The following is an 18,647-nucleotide window of genomic DNA, read 5'->3' on the forward strand; positions in this document are numbered from 1 at the left end:
ACGTCAACGAACCGCCGCCCTCGCCGTCCCCCCCCCGCATCACCTGCCGCACCACCGCCTCCGGCACCCGGGTCCGAACCAAAGCCGTCGTGGTCACCCCCTCTCGATGCACCGAGTGACGCTAGATCCATGGCGGTAGATCCTCGCTCCACAACCAGGCTTCGACGGGGACAGCATTAGCACGCGTGCAGCCGAGATTCGCGAGGGTCTGATGGTCGCGTTCATGACTGAGCGGGAAGCGCGCGTCGGTTCGTCGAGCCCATCGGTGACGGCAGGGCTTGTGCGCGCCCTTCTGACCGGTCGGAGTGATTTTTTGGTCAGGCTGCTTCTGGTATCACGTAGCGACGGTCTCCGCCGCCCGCACGGACTGAGAGTCCATGATCGCCGGTGTCGGCTCCGCCGACCGTCCCTCGGCCTGCCCCGCCCGTCTGCGGAGCCGGTCGTGGAACTCCGCGATCAACCCCTGCTGACGCCGGCGGAAGAACGCATGGACCGCGCTCCAGGCCGGAAGGTCGACCGGCATCGCCCGCCATTCGCCACCCTGAGCTACCAAGAGGCCCTGCCTTCATGCCCGGACCACCAGAAGATCACCCGACTCAGAACCCCGTTCGAGTCACCAGGCTCCACGATCGGCACAACAACAAGCACTTGGAGATCGCACAGATAGATCAAGGGCGTCGGCCTGGCCGGGTTTGCCAACGGTGGCTGGTCCAGGCAGTTCGGAGTAGTCGGCGGACGATGATGATCGCGTTGGCGAGTGCGATGAAGGCGTCGATCACGCGAGTGTGGCGTTCTGTACAGATGGCGAGTTTACGGAAGCCGCGGTTGTGCCAGGAGTTAGCGCGTTCCACGACCCATCTGGCGCCAGCCTGCAGTGGGAACCCTTTCTTGCTGATCACGGCCCTGTAGCCCAACTTGTCAAGCAGGTTGCGACTCGTGCGGGAGTCGTAGCCGGCGTCCAGATGCACGGTGATCTGTTCAGGCAGATAGGAGCCCGAACCGGGAAATTTTCTCCAGCGTGGGGCGCAACAGCACGGAATCGTGCCGGTTCGCCGGAGCGACCACACAGCCCAGCGGGATCCCGGTCCCGTCGCTCAGGAGGGAGCGTTTCGTGCCCTGCTTCCCGCGGTCCACCGGCGACTTCCCGGCGATCTCGCCCCCGCAGGGTGCCTTGGTGATGCATCCATCCACTGCGAGATCTTCCAAGGCGAGGCCGACGACCCGGTCGTAGGCGTCCAGGCACAGCTGTTCCAGCTCCTCGAACACTCCAGCAGCTATCCACTCGTCGCGTCGGTTGCGGATCGTGGTTGCCGAGCAGGAGGAGTCCGCGACCTTCGCATAGGCGACACCGAACACGAGCACTTGGATGAGCTTGTCGAACACCAGCCGGTCCGCGATTCGTGGCCGGTGACATCCCCAGGGATGCGACACGTTGCGGGCCGGCAGCAACGTCGAGAACTGCTCCCAGATCGGGTCAATGACAGAGAACGGCAGCGCAGGCACAACAGCGGCTCGAGTCTCAGGCGGCCTGGTCGAGTCTTGCGGTGAAGAAGCCGCTCAGCTTCTCCACGACGGGGCCGAGGTACTACTCCTTGTCGTAGAGGTCGACATGGCTCGCGCCCTCACCCTCCGGACCTGGCGAGCTCGGCGCCTTCCTCAAGGCCCGCCGTGCCCAGCTGAGCCCGCACGAAGTCGGCCTGCCCGAGACCGACAGTCACCGCAAAGTCGCGGGGCTGCGCTGAGAGGAAGTCGCCCACCTCGCCGCGATCAGTGTCGACTACTACACGCGACTGGAGCAGGGCCGGGTCCAGGCATCAGCATCCATGCTCGCCACTCTTGCACGTGCGCTGCGCCTTGATGATGACCAGCAGACCTATCTCTTCGAGATCGCGGGCAAGACCGACGCCAGACCGCGTCGCCGGCGTGCCGCCCAACGCGTGCGTCCAGCCGCCCGCCGCCTGCTCGAACAGCTCACCGAGACCCCCCACCCTCGTTCTCGGCAAACGCATGGACCTCCTCGCTTGGAACCACGCCGCCACCGCGCTCTCCACCGACTTCGCCCGCATCCCCGCCGCACGGCGCAACTACGTGTACCTGATGTTCACCGACCCCGCCTTCCGCGGCATGCACCTCGACTGGGAACACGACGCCCGTGACGCGGTCGCAGCCCTCCGCATGGAAGCAGCCAAAGGCCCCGATGACCCCGCCCTCGCCCAACTCGTGGGCGAACTCTCCGTACAAGACACTGACTTCCGCACCTGGTGGGCCGAACACCACGTCAACTCCGCCAGCTACGGCACCAAGCACTACCGGCACCCCGCCGTCGGCGACTTCACCCTCGACTGCGACACCTGGGACAGCCCCGACGGCTCCGGCCAACGCCTCATGATCCTCACCGCAGAACCCGGATCGACATCGCACGACGCGCTACGCATCCTCATCTCCTGGGCACCTGCCAGCCAAGCAGCACCAGGCAGCGCCGTCCCACCCGGTGATACGAACCGCTGACACCCGCACACCTGACGAACAGAACTTGATCAACGCCGGAAGCCCGACACCCCCTCACCTATCCGCGCGATCTCTAAGCATGTCCGGACGGAGATTCGGACTCTCTGGTTGTGTGATCGGAGCGGGATTTTTGAGTGACATGTCGCACGTAATGGACGCTATGAATACAGTTGATCTTGCCCTCAATTAATGCGTAACGTACTTCCAAGCGGAATACGACCAACCGCTTTTGAAAGCTAAATCAGGGGAACGACGTTGAACAATGGTGGCACGCGCAGCAAGATAGTGCTTACAGCACTCTGCGTCAGTTTCGGCCCGATGCTGGCCCTTGCTCCAGCAGTACAGGCAGACAGTGACCCCGCTAGTGCAGTGGAGGTTCCCGCGAAGTCGGCGAACGCCTCGGACACCGACCCCACACCGAAGGTGGGGGGAACAACGAGGATCACGCTGAATGCGGCGAGCGCAGGTGCGCGCAAGAGAACGATTCGCGCCTACTGCAATATCACGGTGGACGCCCCCCACTGGTCAAAGAAGGGCAAAAGCGTCATCTATAAGACCCGCGCCCAGTGCTACGGCAACATCCCCTCAGTCCAGTTGAAGGTCACATCCAAGCTGATGCGCGCCGGTGCGCCGAAGCCGCTTGTCGCCGCGACCGCGAAGGAAACGCAGACGGTGAGGACCGGTGGCGGCAAGGCGACGTTCTACGCTCCTGTCCCCCACGGCAAGAAGGTGAAGTATGCTGCGCGGTTCTGGGGGCAGAGCACCGCACAGATCGTCTCGCCTATCACTGGCACCAAGACGCAAGTTGTCAGCAAGGCCGCTGATGCAAAGCCCAGGTAAATAGATTCGGATGAGGATGCACCGCAATGGCCAGTGACTGGGAAGTCGACGTACAGCTACTGCTGGACGTCACCGACGACGAGTGGGCACGGCTCCGGGAAGGAATGGCCGAGGCGATGGAGAAGGAACCGCAGTACGAAATCGTGCCGACCGCCACATCCAACAGTCCGACCGGCGCCTTCTTTTCCGTCGGCGCCACCGTGCAGATCTCGGCTGAAACCCCCGGCGAAGCAGCGGACATCGCGGTCGCCGTGACACGCCAGGCCATCCGGACTGCTGGAGGTGGCGCTGATCGCGGTGTAGCGGAGGTCAACATTCGACAAGGCGACATCGATCCCCGGCTTTTGGGCCGGTAGGCTGGCACATCATCCTCCGAGAAGCCTCGCGACCATGTTGCGAGGCTTCTCGGTTCTTCACCGCAATGTTCACGGCCATCCCCGGCGTCGCGCTCGCAGCGTCGGCCACGGTGTCGATGAGCGCGAGCGTCTCCTCGCGCACGTCGTCCGGCATCGCGGACAGCGCCTCGTCGGCTGCCCTCGTGAGCTCCACCCTCGCCATGCCGCCCCCTTCGTGATCGCAGGAGCAGCACGGTAGAGCCGACGTACAGGGAACGAGTGCGCCTGTGGACAACCAGGTCAGCGGACCCTCGTGATCGCCACCGTCGCGTGGCGTGTCGTGCCCGCCTCGACCTCGACCACCAGCTTGGCCCCGGTCGTCGTGTACGCCTCCCCATCGTCCGTCCGCCCCGCAGCTCCTTGTGCAGCTTGGGCACCTTGGTGAAGCGGCCGGTGTGGTGGGCGCTGGCGACCGCGCCGGAACGTGAGCGGCAGGGCGAGCCGGGGGCCGCCTTGCACTTGGGGCACGGATGGCGCTTAACGCTGACGGGGGTGTGAGTTGAGGTGTTGTGGGTGGTGTGTGCTGGGGTGTTGTAGATCGGGTGAGAACCGGTGGGGGTGGTCTTTGCCGGGGTGTTGGGTGGGCTGGCCTGTGGGTGTTGCAGGTTCGTTGAAAGCTGCTCCGGTTGTTGCACTTACCTTCTGCGTCTAATGGCGCTGTTCGTGTTTTTGCAGGTCAAGGGGTGGTGTGCCTGGTCAGTGTGGTGTGGGGTCGATTTCGGGCCGGGGTGGTGGGGCGGTGGTGTTGTTCGGCGAGATGGTCCAGGCGCACAGCATCCAGTGACGCCTTGGAGATGCGTTCGGTGCCGTCGAGGATGCTTGTGATTGCTGCTTGGCGGATGAGGCGGGTGAGGCTGCCGATGCGGCCCGCGGCGCGCTGGTGGAGGTATGCGGAAGATCCGCTGTCCGGTGAGGAGTTCGCCGCGGCGCCCGCACTCCTCGTAGAAGGCCTCCAGCAGGACGAGCTTGCGTTCCCACCCAGCGTTTCAGGGCGCGCCGTCCCTCACCCGCCTGACCCCGAGCCCGTCCAGCACGCGGGCGACTTCACGTTCCTCGTCCCGGGCGCCCCAGGAGGGCCTGCGGCATTCGCTGAGCAGTCTCCCGATCCGCACCTCCTGCCCGTCGACGTTGATGGTCTCCTCCACGGCGGGCAGGAAGTGCCCGTACCGGTGCGCGTACTCCCGCGCTGCCTCGACCAGGAGCTGCCGGGCGGAGGCCCGCGGTTCCCACACGAATCCGTATTCGCCGAGCAGGGCGGCCAGGTCCCCAGGCACCCGCCGCGGTCGCCCCTGCCAGACCTCCAGTCCCTCGTCGGGGCCGTGTTCGGCGATCAGGGCGCGGAGGTCGTCGCGGTCGCGGCGCCACTGCCGCCGTGCCCGCTCCAGCTCCCACCCCAGCCGGACCACCACAACCTCTGGCCCCACAGCCCGCTCCTGCTCTGCCGGCTTTCGCCCCTGCTCCTCTACCTGTCCGTCCGCCTGCCCCTGTCCTTCACCCCGGCCATGGCCGGGCTCGAGTTGCCGTTCCTTCGCCCGCTTCCGTCTTCCCGCGTGCTCCGGCTCCTGCCCTTCCACGACCGCGTGCTCCTGCTCCTCATCCTTCTTCTTGAGCAGGGGGATGCGGGTGCAGTCGAGGGGGAGGGTTTCGTGCCAGTCCACGGGCACCCGCAGGTGCCCGTGGCGCTGGTGGTAGGTGGTGATGGCACGCATGAGGCGTTCGGTATCAGCGGTGGCGGGGTCGGACAACACGGTGATCTTCAGCCAGTCCGCGACCACGGCTGCGGACCGCTGGCGGGTGAGGGTCCGCATCTGCTGGAGCTCACGGGCGCGTTCCTCGGCCCGCCAGCACGCCTCCTTGGACGGCTGGACGGCTGGACGGCTGGACGCGGTGGGGGCCGAGGCTGGTGCTGCGCCCCGCGCGCTCCAGCCGCTGCACGGCCTCCTCCGGCTCATCTTCGCCTTCGCCGGTGGCGTGGTCGGGTTCGTAGGACTCCAGCGCGCGCAGCATGTTGATCACTGGCCCCCAGTCCGGCCCGACCAGCGTGCCGTCCGCAGGCCGTGCCAGGTGGAGCACGAGCACGATGATCGACGCGATCTTGTCCGGGTTCTCCCAGTCGTAGCGCACGGCACGCCCCGCGATCTGCAAGAGGTCGCCCTGCGCCGTGCGGGGGTCGACCAGGGCGACGGTGTCGACGGCCGGGACGTCCACGCCTTCACTCAGTAGGTGTTTTTGATCCCTGGCCGTGAGCTGCGTATACCTGGATGATCTGGGGTGTGGGGGCTGGTGGGACGGCTCGGCGGTACTGCCGGGAGTGTGGTGATCCGCTGCCGCAGGCGATGGCGGCGGAGGCGGTGTTTTGCTCGGGTCGTTGCAGGTCACGGCGGTGGCGGAGGCTTGATCGGACCCGTCAGCGGGTGGCCGCGATGCAGCGGGGAGAGCAGGCTGAGTGCCCGGTGTGCGGGCGGTCGTGGACGGTGGGTGTGGAGCGGTCGAGGGCGGCGGTGTACTGCTCGGACCGTTGCCGGGTACGGGCCTGCCGTCAGCGGCGGGCGTCACGGAACGGCGTTACGGAAACGCCGTAGCCGAACGCCTCGCACACACCTTGAACACCCCTGGATTTACACGGTAGTTGGGAGCGAAAGGCGTGCGCTTCGAGCGCCCCTGGTTCACGCTCTGCCCCGGCGTGTCGCGCGCGCCACGGTGGACGGTGAACGGGGCCGGCGCCCCTTTGACCGGTCACGTCCTGGTGACCGGGCCGGACCCGGGCGAGGGCGGTGGTCAACATGACCGACGTGGCCGACCGGATCGGGAACGTCACCCGGCAGCGTTACGAACAGCTCGTCACCCAGGCCAAGGAACTGATCGCGCAGATCGCCCGCTCGCAGTTCGCGCTGGGAGACATGGCGTTGGAGATCGAGCCGATGAGGTCGGTGGGCGGGTCGATGCCGAACGGCACGGACGACCTGTTCACCGTGACGGAGTCGTTGCAGATGTTCGCGGACGACATCGGCGTCGAACGCCGGACGGTGGAGGACTGGCGCTACACCGCTAACCGCTGGCCGGAGAAGCGCCGCAAGGAGGGCGTTTCGTTCACCGTTCACCGCATCCTGGCGTCGGTGGCGGACGAGGACGAGCGGTGGGCGGCGATCGAGGACGCGCCGTTCAACCCGCGCACGGGAGCCAGGCAGTGGACGCCGGACGGCGCGAAGCGGGTCGTCGGCCAGCGGGTCGACCGGCCGGTGACGGTGGATGAGAAGGTCCAGGCCGTGGCCGATCTGACCCGGGACGACGAGGTCGCAGCCCAGGTCGCCACCGACCTACTGAAGCGGCCGGCGGTCACCGAGCACGTCACCCCGGCCGAAAAGGTCCGGGTCGTCACGGAGCTGACCAGGGACGACAGCGTCGCGCAGGAGGTCACCACCAGTCTGCTGCGCCGTCCGGCCGTCGCCCGCAAGACGATGCGGGACGACACCACCCGGATGCTTGTCAACCGCGCCCAGTTCGACAACTCCAACGAGACCCGGGACCGGATCCGGGAGCGCACTCCGGCCGTCCGCGCGATCGAGCACACCATCGAGTACCTCGACCTGGTCGGCTCCTGCCACGGCTTCGTGGCCACCCTCGGCCGCCTGGTCCCACAGCTGCGCGGGCAGGAGTTCACCGAGGACGAGCGCGAGACCGTGTGCCGACAGATCGGGCGGGTCCGCGCCGCGGCGGACTGGCTCGAAGGAGCCCTCAACAACGGCGAGTTCACTCTGGACGAGCAGCTGGTCCAACTGCTCAAAGGCGAGTAGGTCATGCCGCGACGCCGGGAGGCCCGGCCCCTGGCCGAGCACTACGGCGACCTGGTCCGCGTCGCCCTGATGGAAGCACGCCCCGCCGGTCTGCACACCTACCAGCTCATGGCCGCCACCCGTCTGACCCGCTCGCAGGTCGGCCGCGGCATCCGGCACGTCCGTGACGTCGTCGCCGCGGAGAACCTGACGCCGATCACCTGGACCCGCCGGGACGGGTTCATGTTCTCCGACGATCCCGCGGACTGGATCGAGTACGACAAGCGGCAGTTCCGGCAGATCCTCGGCCGCCTCACCCGGGTGATCACGGGCACGCTCGATCCGCACCTGGCCCGCTACCCCGACGACGAATGGGCCCAGCTCGCCACCGCACAGCTCACCGGGGTGCGCGCCACCCTCGCCCAGCTCTCCAAATAGCCCCCGTCGCCGATCACCCTGTCGAGCCCGCCATGCCCGCTGCCGCCCGTCGCGGCCGCTACCCGTCCGACACCTCGGTCGCCGAATGGGCCCTTCTCGAACCGCTGCTGCCGGTCCCGGCCTGCCGGACCAAGACCGGCGGGCACCCGGAGAAGTGGCCGCGGCGGGAGGTCGTCGACGGCATCCGCTACATCGTCGACAACGGCGCGAAATGGCGGGCCCTGCCTGCGGATTTCCCGCCGTGGGAGACGGTTTACGGGTTCTGTGCGCCGTGAGGCGCTTTGTTGTATCCCCGACTCAATCGGGAGGAATTTGGAGGGATATTCCTGGGTCGCCTGACTTACCTGGAGGCGAAAGCCGAAAGGGACCACAGCATGTCAGGAACGCGGCGGCCGTCTGGAGGTGTCCGGGACGGAGACCCGCAAGACCCGCACGATATGGCCAAGGCTGGATTGCTTGAAGCCCAATCTCCAGCGGCACAAGTAAAAACTCATCGGAACGACACCTGAAACCGATGCTCTCGCCTTACCGGGCTCTGAATTAGCGGGCCGGGCAACCTCCAAGGTGAGAGGCGTCGCCCAGTGAGGGCGGTCAAGGGGATGAGTGGGCGGCCTACGTCGTGCTCGATACGTACAGCGAAGACGTACCACGGGATCGCCTACGGGGCGCGAGCCCTACGGCGACGGAGTGCCCGTATTAGTCGCAGGAGTGACGACCTGCCAGGGAGACCGGGAAAGCCGGTCACAGGGCGAAGGGGCACAGGTGAACTCGACGTCCGGCGACGGGAGGTATGCGTAATGCAGAGCGCCGAAACAGTGCTGGGCGTCATCCGGGAACGCGGCAAGCAAGGGTTGCCGCTGGAGAGGATCTACCGGCAACTGTTCAACCCTCAGTTGTTCCTCATGGCCTACGGGCGCATCTACCGGAACTCCGGTGCGATGACACCCGGGACCACCGGGGAAACCGCGGACGGCATGTCTCTGGTGAAAATCGACACGATCATCGGCGCCCTGCGCTCCGAGTCGTATCGGTGGACGCCTGTCAAGCGGGTCTACATCGACAAGAAAGGAAGCTCAAAGAAGGAGCGCCCGCTCGGCCTGCCAACATGGTCGGACAAACTCGTCGCCGAGGTAGTGCGTCTCCTTCTGGAGGCTTACTACGACGTTCAGTTCTCCAACCGATCCCACGGATTCCGCCCCACGAAGGGCTGTCACACCGCGTTACAGGACGTGGTGAGGTACTGGACCGGAACACGATGGTTCATCGAGGGCGACATCTCCGACTGCTTCGGCAGCCTGGACCACGAGGTGATGCTCGCGATCCTCGGAGATTCCATCCACGATGGCCGTTTCCTGAGGCTGATCGGGACCATGCTCAAGGCCGGATACCTGGAGGACTGGCGATGGAACGCCACGCTCAGCGGGGCACCGCAGGGCGGAGTGGCCTCGCCAATCCTGTCGAACATCTACCTCGATCGGCTCGATCGATTCGTTGAACAGCAGCTGCTGCCGGAATACAACCGGGGCAAGCTACGACGGCATCACCCTGAGTACCACCGGATTGAGAGCCGGGAGTACTGGGCCAGGCGACGCGGAGACCGCAGTGCAGTGCGGCAACTACGGTTGCAGAAGCGGAATTTGCCGAGCGCTGACCCTTACGACCCCGGCTATCGACGCCTTCGGTATGTCAGATATGCCGATGACTGGCTCCTCGGGTTCGCCGGGCCCAAACACGAGGCCGAAGAGATCAAGGAACGGATCAGAGCGTTCTTGAGGAATCAACTCCGGCTGGAACTCTCTGAATCCAAGACCTTGATCACGCATGCCACCAGCCAGGCGGCACACTTCCTCGGCTACGAGGTGAAAGCCCAGCGATGCGACACGAAGCTAACCGGGCCGCGACGATCCGCCAGCGGCATCATCGGGCTGTTCGTGCCACGCGAGGTGATCCGACAGCGCAGTGCTACCTACATGAGCGGTGGGAAACCGGATCAGCGAGGTGTACTTCTCCACGACAGCGACTTCTCGATCGTGGCGACATACCAAGCCGAGTACCGGGGACTCGTTCAGTACTATCTCCTCGCCCAGGACGTATGGCGCATGAACCGCCTTCGGTGGGTCATGGAAACGTCCATGCTCAAGACCCTTGCGGCGAAGCACAAGTCGACCGTGACGAAGATGGCCCGCAAGTACAAGGCGACCATCGACTCACCGGACGGCCCACGAAAGTGCTTCGAGGTCATGGTCGAGCGCGGTGGCGAGAGGAAGCCACTGGTTGCCCGCTTCGGCGGCATCCCGCTCAAACGGAAACGCACGGCGGAACTGGTCGACGTCAGGCCCTGGACCCCGAACCAGTTCAGCAGCAACGAACTGGTGAAACGGCTCTTGGCAGACACGTGCGAGATCTGCGATTCCACCAAGGATGTGGAAGTCCACCACATCCGGAAACTCGCTGACCTCAACCGAGACGACCGACCTGCCCGCCCGACGTGGGTTCGCATCATGGCCATGCGACGGCGAAAGACCCTGGTGGTCTGCCGGGCCTGTCATGTCGCTATCCATGCGGGACGGGCGAACTTCTCCTACCGGAAACGCTCACTGGAGAGCGGTGTGCTGGGAAACTAGCCCGCACCGTTCGGGAAGGGGCCGTCGAAAAAGGACCCGAACCACGGGCACCTCGTCGGCGGCCTACTTCACTCTGGAGGTGGAACCGGGCCGGGGTCGTCACCTACATCCGTGACCAGCTCCGCCGGAGAATCCGTACCGGCAAGGGACGTTGCCCCCATCCCGTGACCTTGATCGTGGACTCCCAGTCGGTCAAGGGAGCCTCCACCGTCGGCCGCAACAGCCGGGGATACGACGCCGCGAAGAAGATCAACGGCCGCAAACGACATATCACCGTGGACACACTCGGCCTACCGGTGATGATCACGGTGACGCCCGCCGACATCCAGGACCGCGACGCCGCCCGCGACGTGTTCTGGCGGCTGCGCCTCACCCAGCCGCAGATCACCCAGGTCTGGGCCGACCGCGGCTACGCCGGCGACCTCGTGGACTGGGCCCGCGAACGCCTCTGGCTCTCCCTGCGCATCGTCTCCCGACCCAAAGGCACCAAGGGCTTCGTTGTGCTGCCCCGCCGTTGGAAAGTAGAGCGCACGATCGGCTGGTGCATGAACGCCCGCCGCAACGCACGCGACTACGAGTGCGACATGAAAGCCACTTCTGTCAAGTGGCGGGAGGAAAGGAGAGAGGGAACCCGCCCCGATAGTGACCAGATTCGGTTCCCGACTCCGGGTGCGATGGCGGTAACGCCGTGGTGCTGAGCCGGAGTACAAGGTCCAAGGAAACTGCGGGCCACCGCAGTACACAGACCAGGGAAAGTCCAGAAGGGTGAGATACCGCGAACCCTCGTATGCACGGCCCGTAACGCGTACGTCGCAGTGGCAAGCAATCGGCGACGACAAGGCTGGACGCTGAGAGGCGTCACGTGCTTCGGATATTCGTAAGTCCGGAGGCGGTCACCACGGCCTCGGGCTATAGAGGGCACCCTCCCTGGACGCGACTTGAGGAAGTGGAACATGGAAACCCCGTAGCGGTCCGGAAACGGTAAGCCGACGGTAACGAAGGCCCAACTCCGCTGCGGGAACAGGATGACCCGAGAAGCGAATGCCGCTGGAGCGAAAGCTCATGGGAAACGCCAGAGACCGGAACTCTCCGCCGCTGGCCATAACCAGGCGGATACCGGGCATTGCCCGGACCCGAAAGGGAGCCCACGCGGGTCAGGTGGGCCTTTGAAGAGACCGCGAGCACAACCCGAACCACGGTACAAGTTAGACAAGGGGGGAAGAACGTGGGAGCGAATCTCAGGAACGACCCCGCCCGGAACGGAGCCGTGGACGATGCCGCCGCTTGGCATGAGGTCGACTGGGCCAAGGTGGATGGCGAAGTAAGGAGACTGCGTCAACGAATCTTCAAGGCGGCACAGCAAGGGGACCTAAAGAAGGTCCGCAACCTCCAGAAGCTCATGTTGCGCTCGCACTCCAACACGCTGCAAAGCGTGCGAAGGGTGACGCAGCAGAGTTCTGGCAGGAGGAGCTCCGGCGTGGACCGAGAGAGGGCTCTCACTCCATTGGAGAGAGGACGTCTGACTCGTCATATTGATGCCGAGTCAGGTCTCAGGGCCAAGCCGGTGAAACGTGTGTACATCCCCAAGGCGAACGGGAAGAAGCGGCCGCTCGGCATCCCGGTGATCAAGGACCGCGTCCACCAGGCGCGGGTCAAGAACGCTCTGGAACCCGAGTGGGAAGCCAGGTTCGACGGCAGGAGTTACGGCTTCCGCCCCGGACGTGGATGCCAGGACGCGATGGAGACGATCCACAGTGTCACCGCGAAGCGAAAGGCGCGGCGCCTGTGGGTTCTCGACGCGGATCTGGCATCCGCCTTCGACCGCATCAACCACGATCACCTGATGTCAGTCATCGGACAGTTCCCCGCTAGGAAACTTGTCCATGCCTGGCTCAAGGCCGGAGTGATGGAGGACGGGCGATTTTCTCGGACCGAGGAAGGAACCCCGCAGGGTGGAGTAGTTAGCCCCCTGCTGCTGAACATCGCTCTCCACGGGATGGAGAAGGCAGCCGGAGTCCGGACTGAATCCTTCAGGGATGGAGTCCAGAGGTCCGTCATGGGAACTCCGGTACTGGTCAGGTATGCCGATGACTTCGTTGTGCTCTGCCACACGAAGGAAGAAGCGGTGAGGATCCGGGACGAACTGGCGGATTGGATGCTCCCCAGAGGGCTCACCTTCAACGAGGAAAAGACCCGGGTGGTTCACCTCGACGAAGGTTTTGACTTCTTAGGTTTCCACTTCCGCCGGTATCGCGATGGGAAGGTCTTCGCTCGGCCGAGCCAGGATGCCGTGCGGAGGGTCCGAGGGAAGATCAGGGAAACCGTCCGATCCAGGAGAGGTGCACCGGCCAAGGCGCTAATTGCCGAGCTGGGCCCTCTCGTCAAGGGATGGTCCACCTACTACCGCGGGTCCTGCGCATCCGAAACCTTCAGCAGTCTGGACCGGTACATGTTCATCATCCTGTGGAGGTGGGCAGTCCGGGAACACCAGAATCAAGGCCGTGTATGGATCCGCAGGCACTATTGGGGTCAGTACCGGCCTAGGAGTAAGGACACGTGGGTATTTGGCTCCGGCCAGTACTATCTCCACAAGTTCAAATGGACGCGCATCATCCGGCACGTGGCGGTTCGATCCAATGCTTCAAAGGACGACCCTGCGATGCAGGACTACTGGCAACAGAGGATCAGGAAAAGGAAGTTGCCGTCGACCGAACGCAGGCTTGTCCTGACGCTGGCCGCACGACAACGTGGCCTCTGTGCCGGATGCGGTCTGGACCTGATCGAGGGAGCCGAGTATCAACCAGATGACGTTCACGACTGGGTGAACTGGTTCTCGGCATCCTCGCGTGCGCTCAACGTGCACCACGTCGTCTACCGGCGTGCGGGTGGCTCCGACGAGATGAAGAACTTGGAACTCCGACACACAGCCTGCCACCAGCAGCATCACGCTGGTGATCACCGGAGAGAGCTGTGCCAGCCCTCGCGGCCTGCTTGAGCCGTGTGCGTCGAGAGACGCTCGCACGGTTCTGAGGGGGCGGGGACGCAGCAATGTGTCCCCGCTACCCGACACGGCTGCCACAGCACTCCGAAGCCCACCTGAACTGGGCACTCATCACCATGATGACCAGGCGCCTCACCCGCAAAAACACCCGCACCAGCCAGTGGACCAGGAATCCTTCGGCGACCCGCTGACCTGTGGTGTTCCCCAAGACATGCGTTCTCGTCACTCATCAGCGTCGAGAGCGTGGCGCGCTGCAACGCGGAACTCAGCGAGTGCCTTTGCGAAGTCAGGATGAATCTCGTCCAGGGTCCTCTCACGCCTGGGCTCGGTAACGTCCTGAGCAGCGCGGATTATCTCCCAGGAGAGCCTGATAGTTGGGTGAAGAGCCTCAACGAGACGTTCGGGACCTTCGAGTCCAACCAGTTGCGCGGCCTGAAGCAGATCTGATCGTGCCCGAGACGCCGCAGAAAGGACCTCGGCGCGTTCGTCGCTGGTGAGTTCATCCCTCAATCTCCCGGTGTTCCAGGACATGGTGCGCCCAGCCGATATGACACCGATGTAAGCATCTCGGCGCGCTTCACGCCGCCACTGCTTATGAGTGGCGCTTGCATGGAAACGGGTCTGCCATCGCACGGCCCACGCGGTCGCCAGGGCCGTGAGGGCGGCGCCTCCCACACCGATTCCAGCTCCAAGGACTGCCGCTACTCCTGGGTCCACATAGAGAGTATGTCGACACAGAGGCGCAGAGGGGCCCACTGCACCGGGTTGAAAAACACCTACTCAGCAGCCGCACGGAACAGACCACGGCCAAGTCCACCGGCCGCCCCCGAAGATCCGTGCCCGCCGCCAGCGCCTTCAGGACCCGCTGCCGCTCCCGGGCCGGGGTGCCTTCGTGCAAGGCCACCGCCCACACCCGCCGCGGCGCCGACGTCCCCTGACCGTGCAGGACCCGTGCGAGCTGGGGCAGTGATGCCGCGGCCGCTCGGGCTCCGGCCACGGTGGAGTGGTAGGCCAGCAGCCGCCTGGCACCCCACGCGTCCCGCGGCCCGCAGCACCGCTCCCAGCGACGCCGTGAGTAGCTCCGCCCGCACTCCCGCGTCCGCCCGCCCCCGCGCCGCGACGAGCTCGCGCAGCCGCGCTTCGTCAGCCGGTGGCGGGCGGGCACGAGGTGCTGCTCGTTGACGCGACCCCAGACCTGGGAGGTTTCGGTGTGGTGGGACTCGTCGTACACCAGCAGGTCCCACTCCGGCAGCGGCCGCGCCCCGTCCCGCTCCATACTCAGCCGGTGCCCGGCGATCAGCGAGTTCTCCACGCTCGCGTACGTCGCCAACACCGTGAACCGGCCGCCCTGGGCGGCACAGGCGTTCGCGTGCCACACCACCACCCGTGGATCCGTCGACACCCGCCCCCCCCGGCTCGCCCGCCAAGGCGGCACCCCGTGGGGAGTACACCGCGATCACCGGCCCGCTACGCCCGGCCGCGCGCAGGACGTGGTGGGTCTGCTCGAGGAGCGTCCGTGTGGGTACGACCGTCAGCAGCGACCCCTGCCCGGCGACCAGGTCCGCGACGCGCGCGGCCACCCGCGTCTTGCCCAGCCCGGGCGCCATGTGCAGCTGGGCCCGGAACCGCGGACGGCGAGCCCTGGGGGAGGGGGTGTAGATCCGCATGATGGCAGTGACCGCGTCGTCCTGGTGGGCGTAGAACGCGGAGAGCTCGGCCTCCGACCGGACGTCCGCATCCACCTTCACGATCAGCTCCTGGGGGTGCTCTGCAGGGGTGCCAGTGGATCAGCCGAACACCCAACCAACTTCCTCCTGTGACAACCTAGGGCCTGTCTCTTGGATCGGTCCGTGAGATCGTCGTGCTCGTGATCGAGTCTTGGGTGATCAATGACGACAGCCCTGTCCCTGTGTCGTCGGCGGAGGTGGTGGAGGCTCTTCGGTCGAAGATCGACAGCGGCCGGCTTGAGACGTGGCTGACCAGTTCGTCAGGACGGTTGCTGGCCTTCGTGACGAATGCCCAGCGAGCGATGGTGGTGCTGCTTGAAGGCGAGGGAGATCCCGGCGAGCATGCCGTGGACCCCGGAACTGCGGGGTCGAGCGACGGGTTCGTCCTCTCCAACGGGCAGGGCGACGAGTATCCGGATGAGGACACCGTCCCCATCCGTGAGGCATTCAGGCTCGTGGAGCACATCGTTGGCATGGGCTCTTGGCCTGCGGACGCACGTTGGGTGGTCGATCGCTGAGCGGGCTATCGCCGTGCCCAGATGAGGATCGCGGCGAGGTGGAGTGCGGCCTGGTAGGCGATGGCGAGCTTGTCGGTCCGCATGGCCAGGCCGCGCCATTGCTTGAGCCGGTTGATGCAGCGTTCGACTGAGTTGCGCTGCTTGTATGCCTCGGCGTCGAAGGCGGGCGGTCGGCCTCCGGTACTGCCTCGCCGCAGCCGGTGGCCGATCTGGTCGGAGGGCTGGGGGATGACAGCGCGGATTCCGCGTTGGCGGAAGTGACTTCGGATCGCGCGGGATGAGTACGCGCGGTCCGCGAGGACGGCATCGGGGCGGGTCCTCGGTCGTCCAGGGCCGCTTCGCGGAACGCGGACGGCGGCCATGACGGTCTCGAAGGCCGGGGCGTCGCCCGCCTGGCCTGCGGTGACGCGGAGGGCAAGGGGCCGTGCACGGGCGTCACTGGCGAGATGGACCTTCGTGCTCAGGCCGCCGCGGGAGCGTCCGAGCGCGTGGTCGTCGGGTTCGGCCCGGCCTGGCACCCCTTTTTCCTGGGGCCGGCGGAATGCTGGTGAGCCCGGCAGACGGTGGAGTCCACCGACACGGTCCAGCCGATGTCGTCAGCGTCGTCGGCTGCTGCCAGGACCGCGGCAAGGATGCGTTCCCAGGTGCCGTCCGCGGCCCACCTGAGCAGCCGTTTGTGGGCGGTCTGGAACGAGCCGAGCTCGTCGGGCAGGTCCCGCCAGGGCGAGCAGGTGCGGTACTTCCACGCGATGGCCTCCAGGGTTCGGCGGTGATCGGCCCACCGCCGACCGCGGGCCGGATCGGCCGGCATCAACGGCTCGATCCGGTCCCACATCGCATCAGTGATCACTAACCGGACGGACACATCCGATCAACTGACCAATCGGTCAAAGAGACAGGCTCTAAAGCCTGTTGCAGAAGGCTGTGTTCGGACAGGTCAGGGCCGGTTCTGTGGTGGTTCTGATCACGTTGCCAGGGCGAGGTTGTGCATGTGGGCGACGGCTCGGACAGCGTGGTGGAGGCCATGGCCCCGTTGCCGGCAGTCGCGGAGGATCTTGTAGTTCTTCATCGCGGCGAAGGTGTGCTCGATGCGGGCGCGGACTCTGCGGTGTTCGGCGTTGTCGGCCTCCTCGCCCGAAAGGAGCGGCCGTCGCTGGCGTTTGCGGTGCGGGACGATCAGGCCGGTGTTCACATAGGCGCCGTCGCCCAGCACGGTGACGCCGTCGCAGTGCCGGGCCAGCCCAGAACTCCGCCAGACCTGCGCATCGGCCTTGTTGCCCGGGGCCGGCCGGGCGGTGGCCACCACCAGGCGGGTGTCGGCATCAATGATGACCTGCACGTTCGCCGAGAACCTGTAGTTGCGCGAGGAAGCGGCAACAGTGCGGTCGCGGACCGGAATGAGCGTGCCGTCCACGATCCACAGCCGGTCCACCGCATCCGAGGGACGGGTGACGGGCTCCACCGTCAGCAGCGGACCGAGCTTCTGGATCACCCGGCAGACCGTCGCGGGCGAAACGCCGAAGAGCGGCGCCATCTGCCGCATTGTCAGATTCGTGCGGTAGTACACCGCCACCAGCAGCACCCGCTCATCCAACGGCAGACACCACGGGCGCCCCATCCCGGTACCGTTGCCGCCCCGTTCACGAACCACCTTCAGCAGCCGCTGGAAAGCACCCATCCGCAGCCCAGTGAACGTCTCCACCCACAACGCCTCAGCCCTCAACACCCCGGCCATACTGAGAAAATGCCCAGTTCGCAGCCTTCTGCAACAGGCTTTAGACCGCCACGCCGGGCGCCGTCTCCCGGATGCGGGACACCCCTTCCCGGCCTAGCGAGCAACCGAACGCACACCCCAATCGCCACCCCAAGAATTCCGACGAAAAAGAAGCCCGCGAGAAAGCCGTCAACTCACTGCACAGCAACGGGAATTACGGTAGTGTGTAACCAAGCGATTATGGTGACGAGAGGAGGGGAAAGTGCCGGAAAGGACGAACGAGTTCGGCAAATACGGCGCCCACGGCATCAAGGGCCACGAGGCTGTCGCCCGGCAGCTCGACCGACTCGCTGGATTCATCGCCACCCCCATTACCGCGCGCCGTGGCCTGATGGCCCGTCTGCACTACCTCACCCGCACCCCCCACGCCCGCGAAGCAGCCCGCGCGGCCGGCCTGACCGTCACCGACCGGACCCTGAAGGCATGGCTGGCCGGCAAGCGCAGCCCCTCCAAGCAGAACCTGCAGCACATCGAGACGGCCTACCGCACGGTCCGCCGTCGTAACGTGGCCCGGTACCTGACCAGTCGTCTCAACCGCGAAGGCCGCGGCACCCGGGTGGAGTTCCACCCCCTCAACCAGTCCCGTGTCAGCCGCCCCCGCCAGCGGGTCGTGGACTTCCGCACCCTCAACGTCCGCCACTGGGACCGCATCGTCGATGCCTGGAGCACCGGTAACGACGCGGCCCTGGACGACGCGTGGGTGAATGACGCGGTGGTCGACCTGGGCTCACAATGGGGACAGTACGAGAACGTCACCAATATCGGGTTCGCAGCATGACACTAAATTCGATATCTCAGTCCCGGGATGTCGAATTCCAAACCTGAAAGAGCATCAGCGATCCCATAAGCGGAGGAGAGCCGAAAAACCGGCAGCCCCACCCGCCCTCGTAGCCAGCTCCAGGAATTCGCGGAGCGAATTCCGTGCCGAATCGCGGAGCGATTCGGCTGCCGGGCAACGGAGTTGACCGGCCGTCAGCCCGGAGGGGCTGACCGAGCAGCGCGGAGCGCTGCTCCCTTCCGCCGCGTAGCGGCGGCGCGTCGTGTCTGCG

At 65.7% G+C, this 18,647-nt stretch carries 15 protein-coding genes and 6 pseudogenes; 12 read left to right on the forward strand and 9 right to left on the reverse strand.

Annotated elements, in window-relative coordinates; translation table 11 throughout:
- Positions 1-668: 668 nt before the first annotated feature.
- A pseudogene (locus QUY26_RS39455) lies at positions 669-1,503 on the reverse strand (IS5 family transposase).
- A 173-nt stretch (positions 1,504-1,676) separates the two neighbouring features.
- Here QUY26_RS39455 and QUY26_RS39460 point away from each other — a divergent pair.
- The 4 genes and pseudogenes from QUY26_RS39460 (at position 1,677) to QUY26_RS39475 (ending at position 3,922) form a co-directional block, all read left to right on the forward strand.
- Positions 1,677-2,508, forward strand: a pseudogene (locus QUY26_RS39460) (helix-turn-helix domain-containing protein).
- Between the two features lie 369 nt (positions 2,509-2,877).
- A complete protein-coding gene (locus QUY26_RS39465) occupies positions 2,878-3,348 on the forward strand; it encodes a hypothetical protein (RefSeq protein ID WP_289955336.1) in 471 nt (156 codons plus the stop codon).
- Between the two features lie 26 nt (positions 3,349-3,374).
- Positions 3,375-3,704: a hypothetical protein gene (locus QUY26_RS39470; RefSeq protein ID WP_289955339.1), complete on the forward strand. Its 330-nt coding sequence runs from the start codon at positions 3,375-3,377 to the stop codon at positions 3,702-3,704.
- Between the two features lie 65 nt (positions 3,705-3,769).
- Positions 3,770-3,922 carry a hypothetical protein gene (locus QUY26_RS39475; RefSeq protein WP_289955340.1) on the forward strand — a complete coding sequence of 51 codons (153 nt, stop codon included), beginning with the start codon at positions 3,770-3,772 and terminating at the stop codon, positions 3,920-3,922.
- Positions 3,923-4,111: 189 nt separating this feature from the next.
- Here the strand turns inward: QUY26_RS39475 and QUY26_RS41270 are convergent.
- From QUY26_RS41270 to QUY26_RS39490, 4 genes and pseudogenes are all read right to left on the reverse strand, one after another.
- A pseudogene (locus tag QUY26_RS41270) lies at positions 4,112-4,378 on the reverse strand (zinc finger domain-containing protein); the annotation flags it as partial.
- Between the two features lie 41 nt (positions 4,379-4,419).
- Positions 4,420-4,635: pseudogene (locus QUY26_RS39480) on the reverse strand (hypothetical protein); the annotation flags it as partial.
- A 94-nt stretch (positions 4,636-4,729) separates the two neighbouring features.
- Entirely contained in the window at positions 4,730-5,551 is an 822-nt protein-coding gene (locus QUY26_RS39485; protein WP_289943030.1) for a hypothetical protein, read from the reverse strand.
- A gap of 10 nt (positions 5,552-5,561) precedes the next feature.
- Complete coding sequence (locus QUY26_RS39490; RefSeq protein WP_289943029.1) at positions 5,562-5,951, reverse strand: hypothetical protein; 390 nt, start codon at positions 5,949-5,951, stop codon at positions 5,562-5,564.
- 575 nt (positions 5,952-6,526) lie between these two features.
- Here QUY26_RS39490 and QUY26_RS39495 point away from each other — a divergent pair.
- From QUY26_RS39495 to ltrA, 6 genes and pseudogenes are all read left to right on the forward strand, one after another.
- The gene (locus QUY26_RS39495) at positions 6,527-7,537 is read left to right on the forward strand and encodes a DUF6192 family protein (protein ID WP_289955342.1); all 1,011 of its coding nucleotides are present in this window, start codon (positions 6,527-6,529) and stop codon (positions 7,535-7,537) included.
- Between the two features lie 3 nt (positions 7,538-7,540).
- The gene (locus QUY26_RS39500) at positions 7,541-7,954 is read left to right on the forward strand and encodes a hypothetical protein (RefSeq protein WP_229882432.1); all 414 of its coding nucleotides are present in this window, start codon (positions 7,541-7,543) and stop codon (positions 7,952-7,954) included.
- A 32-nt stretch (positions 7,955-7,986) separates the two neighbouring features.
- Positions 7,987-8,223 (forward strand): annotated as a pseudogene (locus QUY26_RS39505) (transposase); the annotation flags it as partial.
- A 528-nt stretch (positions 8,224-8,751) separates the two neighbouring features.
- A complete protein-coding gene (locus QUY26_RS39510) occupies positions 8,752-10,578 on the forward strand; it encodes a reverse transcriptase/maturase family protein (RefSeq protein ID WP_289943026.1) in 1,827 nt (608 codons plus the stop codon).
- 77 nt (positions 10,579-10,655) lie between these two features.
- Positions 10,656-11,156: pseudogene (locus QUY26_RS39515) on the forward strand (transposase); the annotation flags it as partial.
- Positions 11,157-11,803: 647 nt separating this feature from the next.
- The gene (gene ltrA, locus QUY26_RS39520) at positions 11,804-13,573 is read left to right on the forward strand and encodes a group II intron reverse transcriptase/maturase (RefSeq protein WP_289943025.1); all 1,770 of its coding nucleotides are present in this window, start codon (positions 11,804-11,806) and stop codon (positions 13,571-13,573) included.
- Positions 13,574-13,801: 228 nt separating this feature from the next.
- Here the strand turns inward: ltrA and QUY26_RS39525 are convergent, their stop codons facing one another.
- Both QUY26_RS39525 and QUY26_RS41070 read right to left on the reverse strand, forming a co-directional pair.
- Entirely contained in the window at positions 13,802-14,110 is a 309-nt protein-coding gene (locus QUY26_RS39525) for a hypothetical protein (protein WP_289943024.1), read from the reverse strand.
- 245 nt (positions 14,111-14,355) lie between these two features.
- The gene (locus QUY26_RS41070; protein WP_354670744.1) at positions 14,356-15,327 is read right to left on the reverse strand and encodes a DEAD/DEAH box helicase family protein; all 972 of its coding nucleotides are present in this window, start codon (positions 15,325-15,327) and stop codon (positions 14,356-14,358) included.
- A gap of 113 nt (positions 15,328-15,440) precedes the next feature.
- Here QUY26_RS41070 and QUY26_RS39530 point away from each other — a divergent pair, with 113 nt between their 5' ends.
- On the forward strand, positions 15,441-15,824 hold the full coding sequence (locus QUY26_RS39530) for a hypothetical protein (protein WP_289943023.1): 384 nt from the start codon (positions 15,441-15,443) through the stop codon (positions 15,822-15,824).
- A 5-nt stretch (positions 15,825-15,829) separates the two neighbouring features.
- Here QUY26_RS39530 and QUY26_RS39535 read toward each other — a convergent pair.
- Both QUY26_RS39535 and QUY26_RS39540 read right to left on the reverse strand, forming a co-directional pair.
- Positions 15,830-16,659, reverse strand: a protein-coding gene (locus QUY26_RS39535) for an IS5 family transposase (RefSeq protein WP_436840471.1) whose coding sequence is annotated in 2 segments (ribosomal slippage) — positions 15,830-16,330 and positions 16,333-16,659 — 828 coding nt in all. Because the reading frame shifts where the segments join, the coding sequence is not laid out codon by codon here.
- 129 nt (positions 16,660-16,788) lie between these two features.
- A complete protein-coding gene (locus QUY26_RS39540; protein ID WP_289943021.1) occupies positions 16,789-17,559 on the reverse strand; it encodes a transposase family protein in 771 nt (256 codons plus the stop codon).
- Between the two features lie 241 nt (positions 17,560-17,800).
- Between QUY26_RS39540 and QUY26_RS39545 the strand changes: the two genes are divergently transcribed.
- The gene (locus QUY26_RS39545; protein WP_289955344.1) at positions 17,801-18,376 is read left to right on the forward strand and encodes a transcriptional regulator; all 576 of its coding nucleotides are present in this window, start codon (positions 17,801-17,803) and stop codon (positions 18,374-18,376) included.
- Positions 18,377-18,647: the final 271 nt, after the last annotated feature.

Origin of the sequence: Streptomyces flavofungini, from assembly GCF_030388665.1 — a bacterium.
GTDB classification, from domain to species: domain Bacteria; phylum Actinomycetota; class Actinomycetes; order Streptomycetales; family Streptomycetaceae; genus Streptomyces; species Streptomyces flavofungini_A.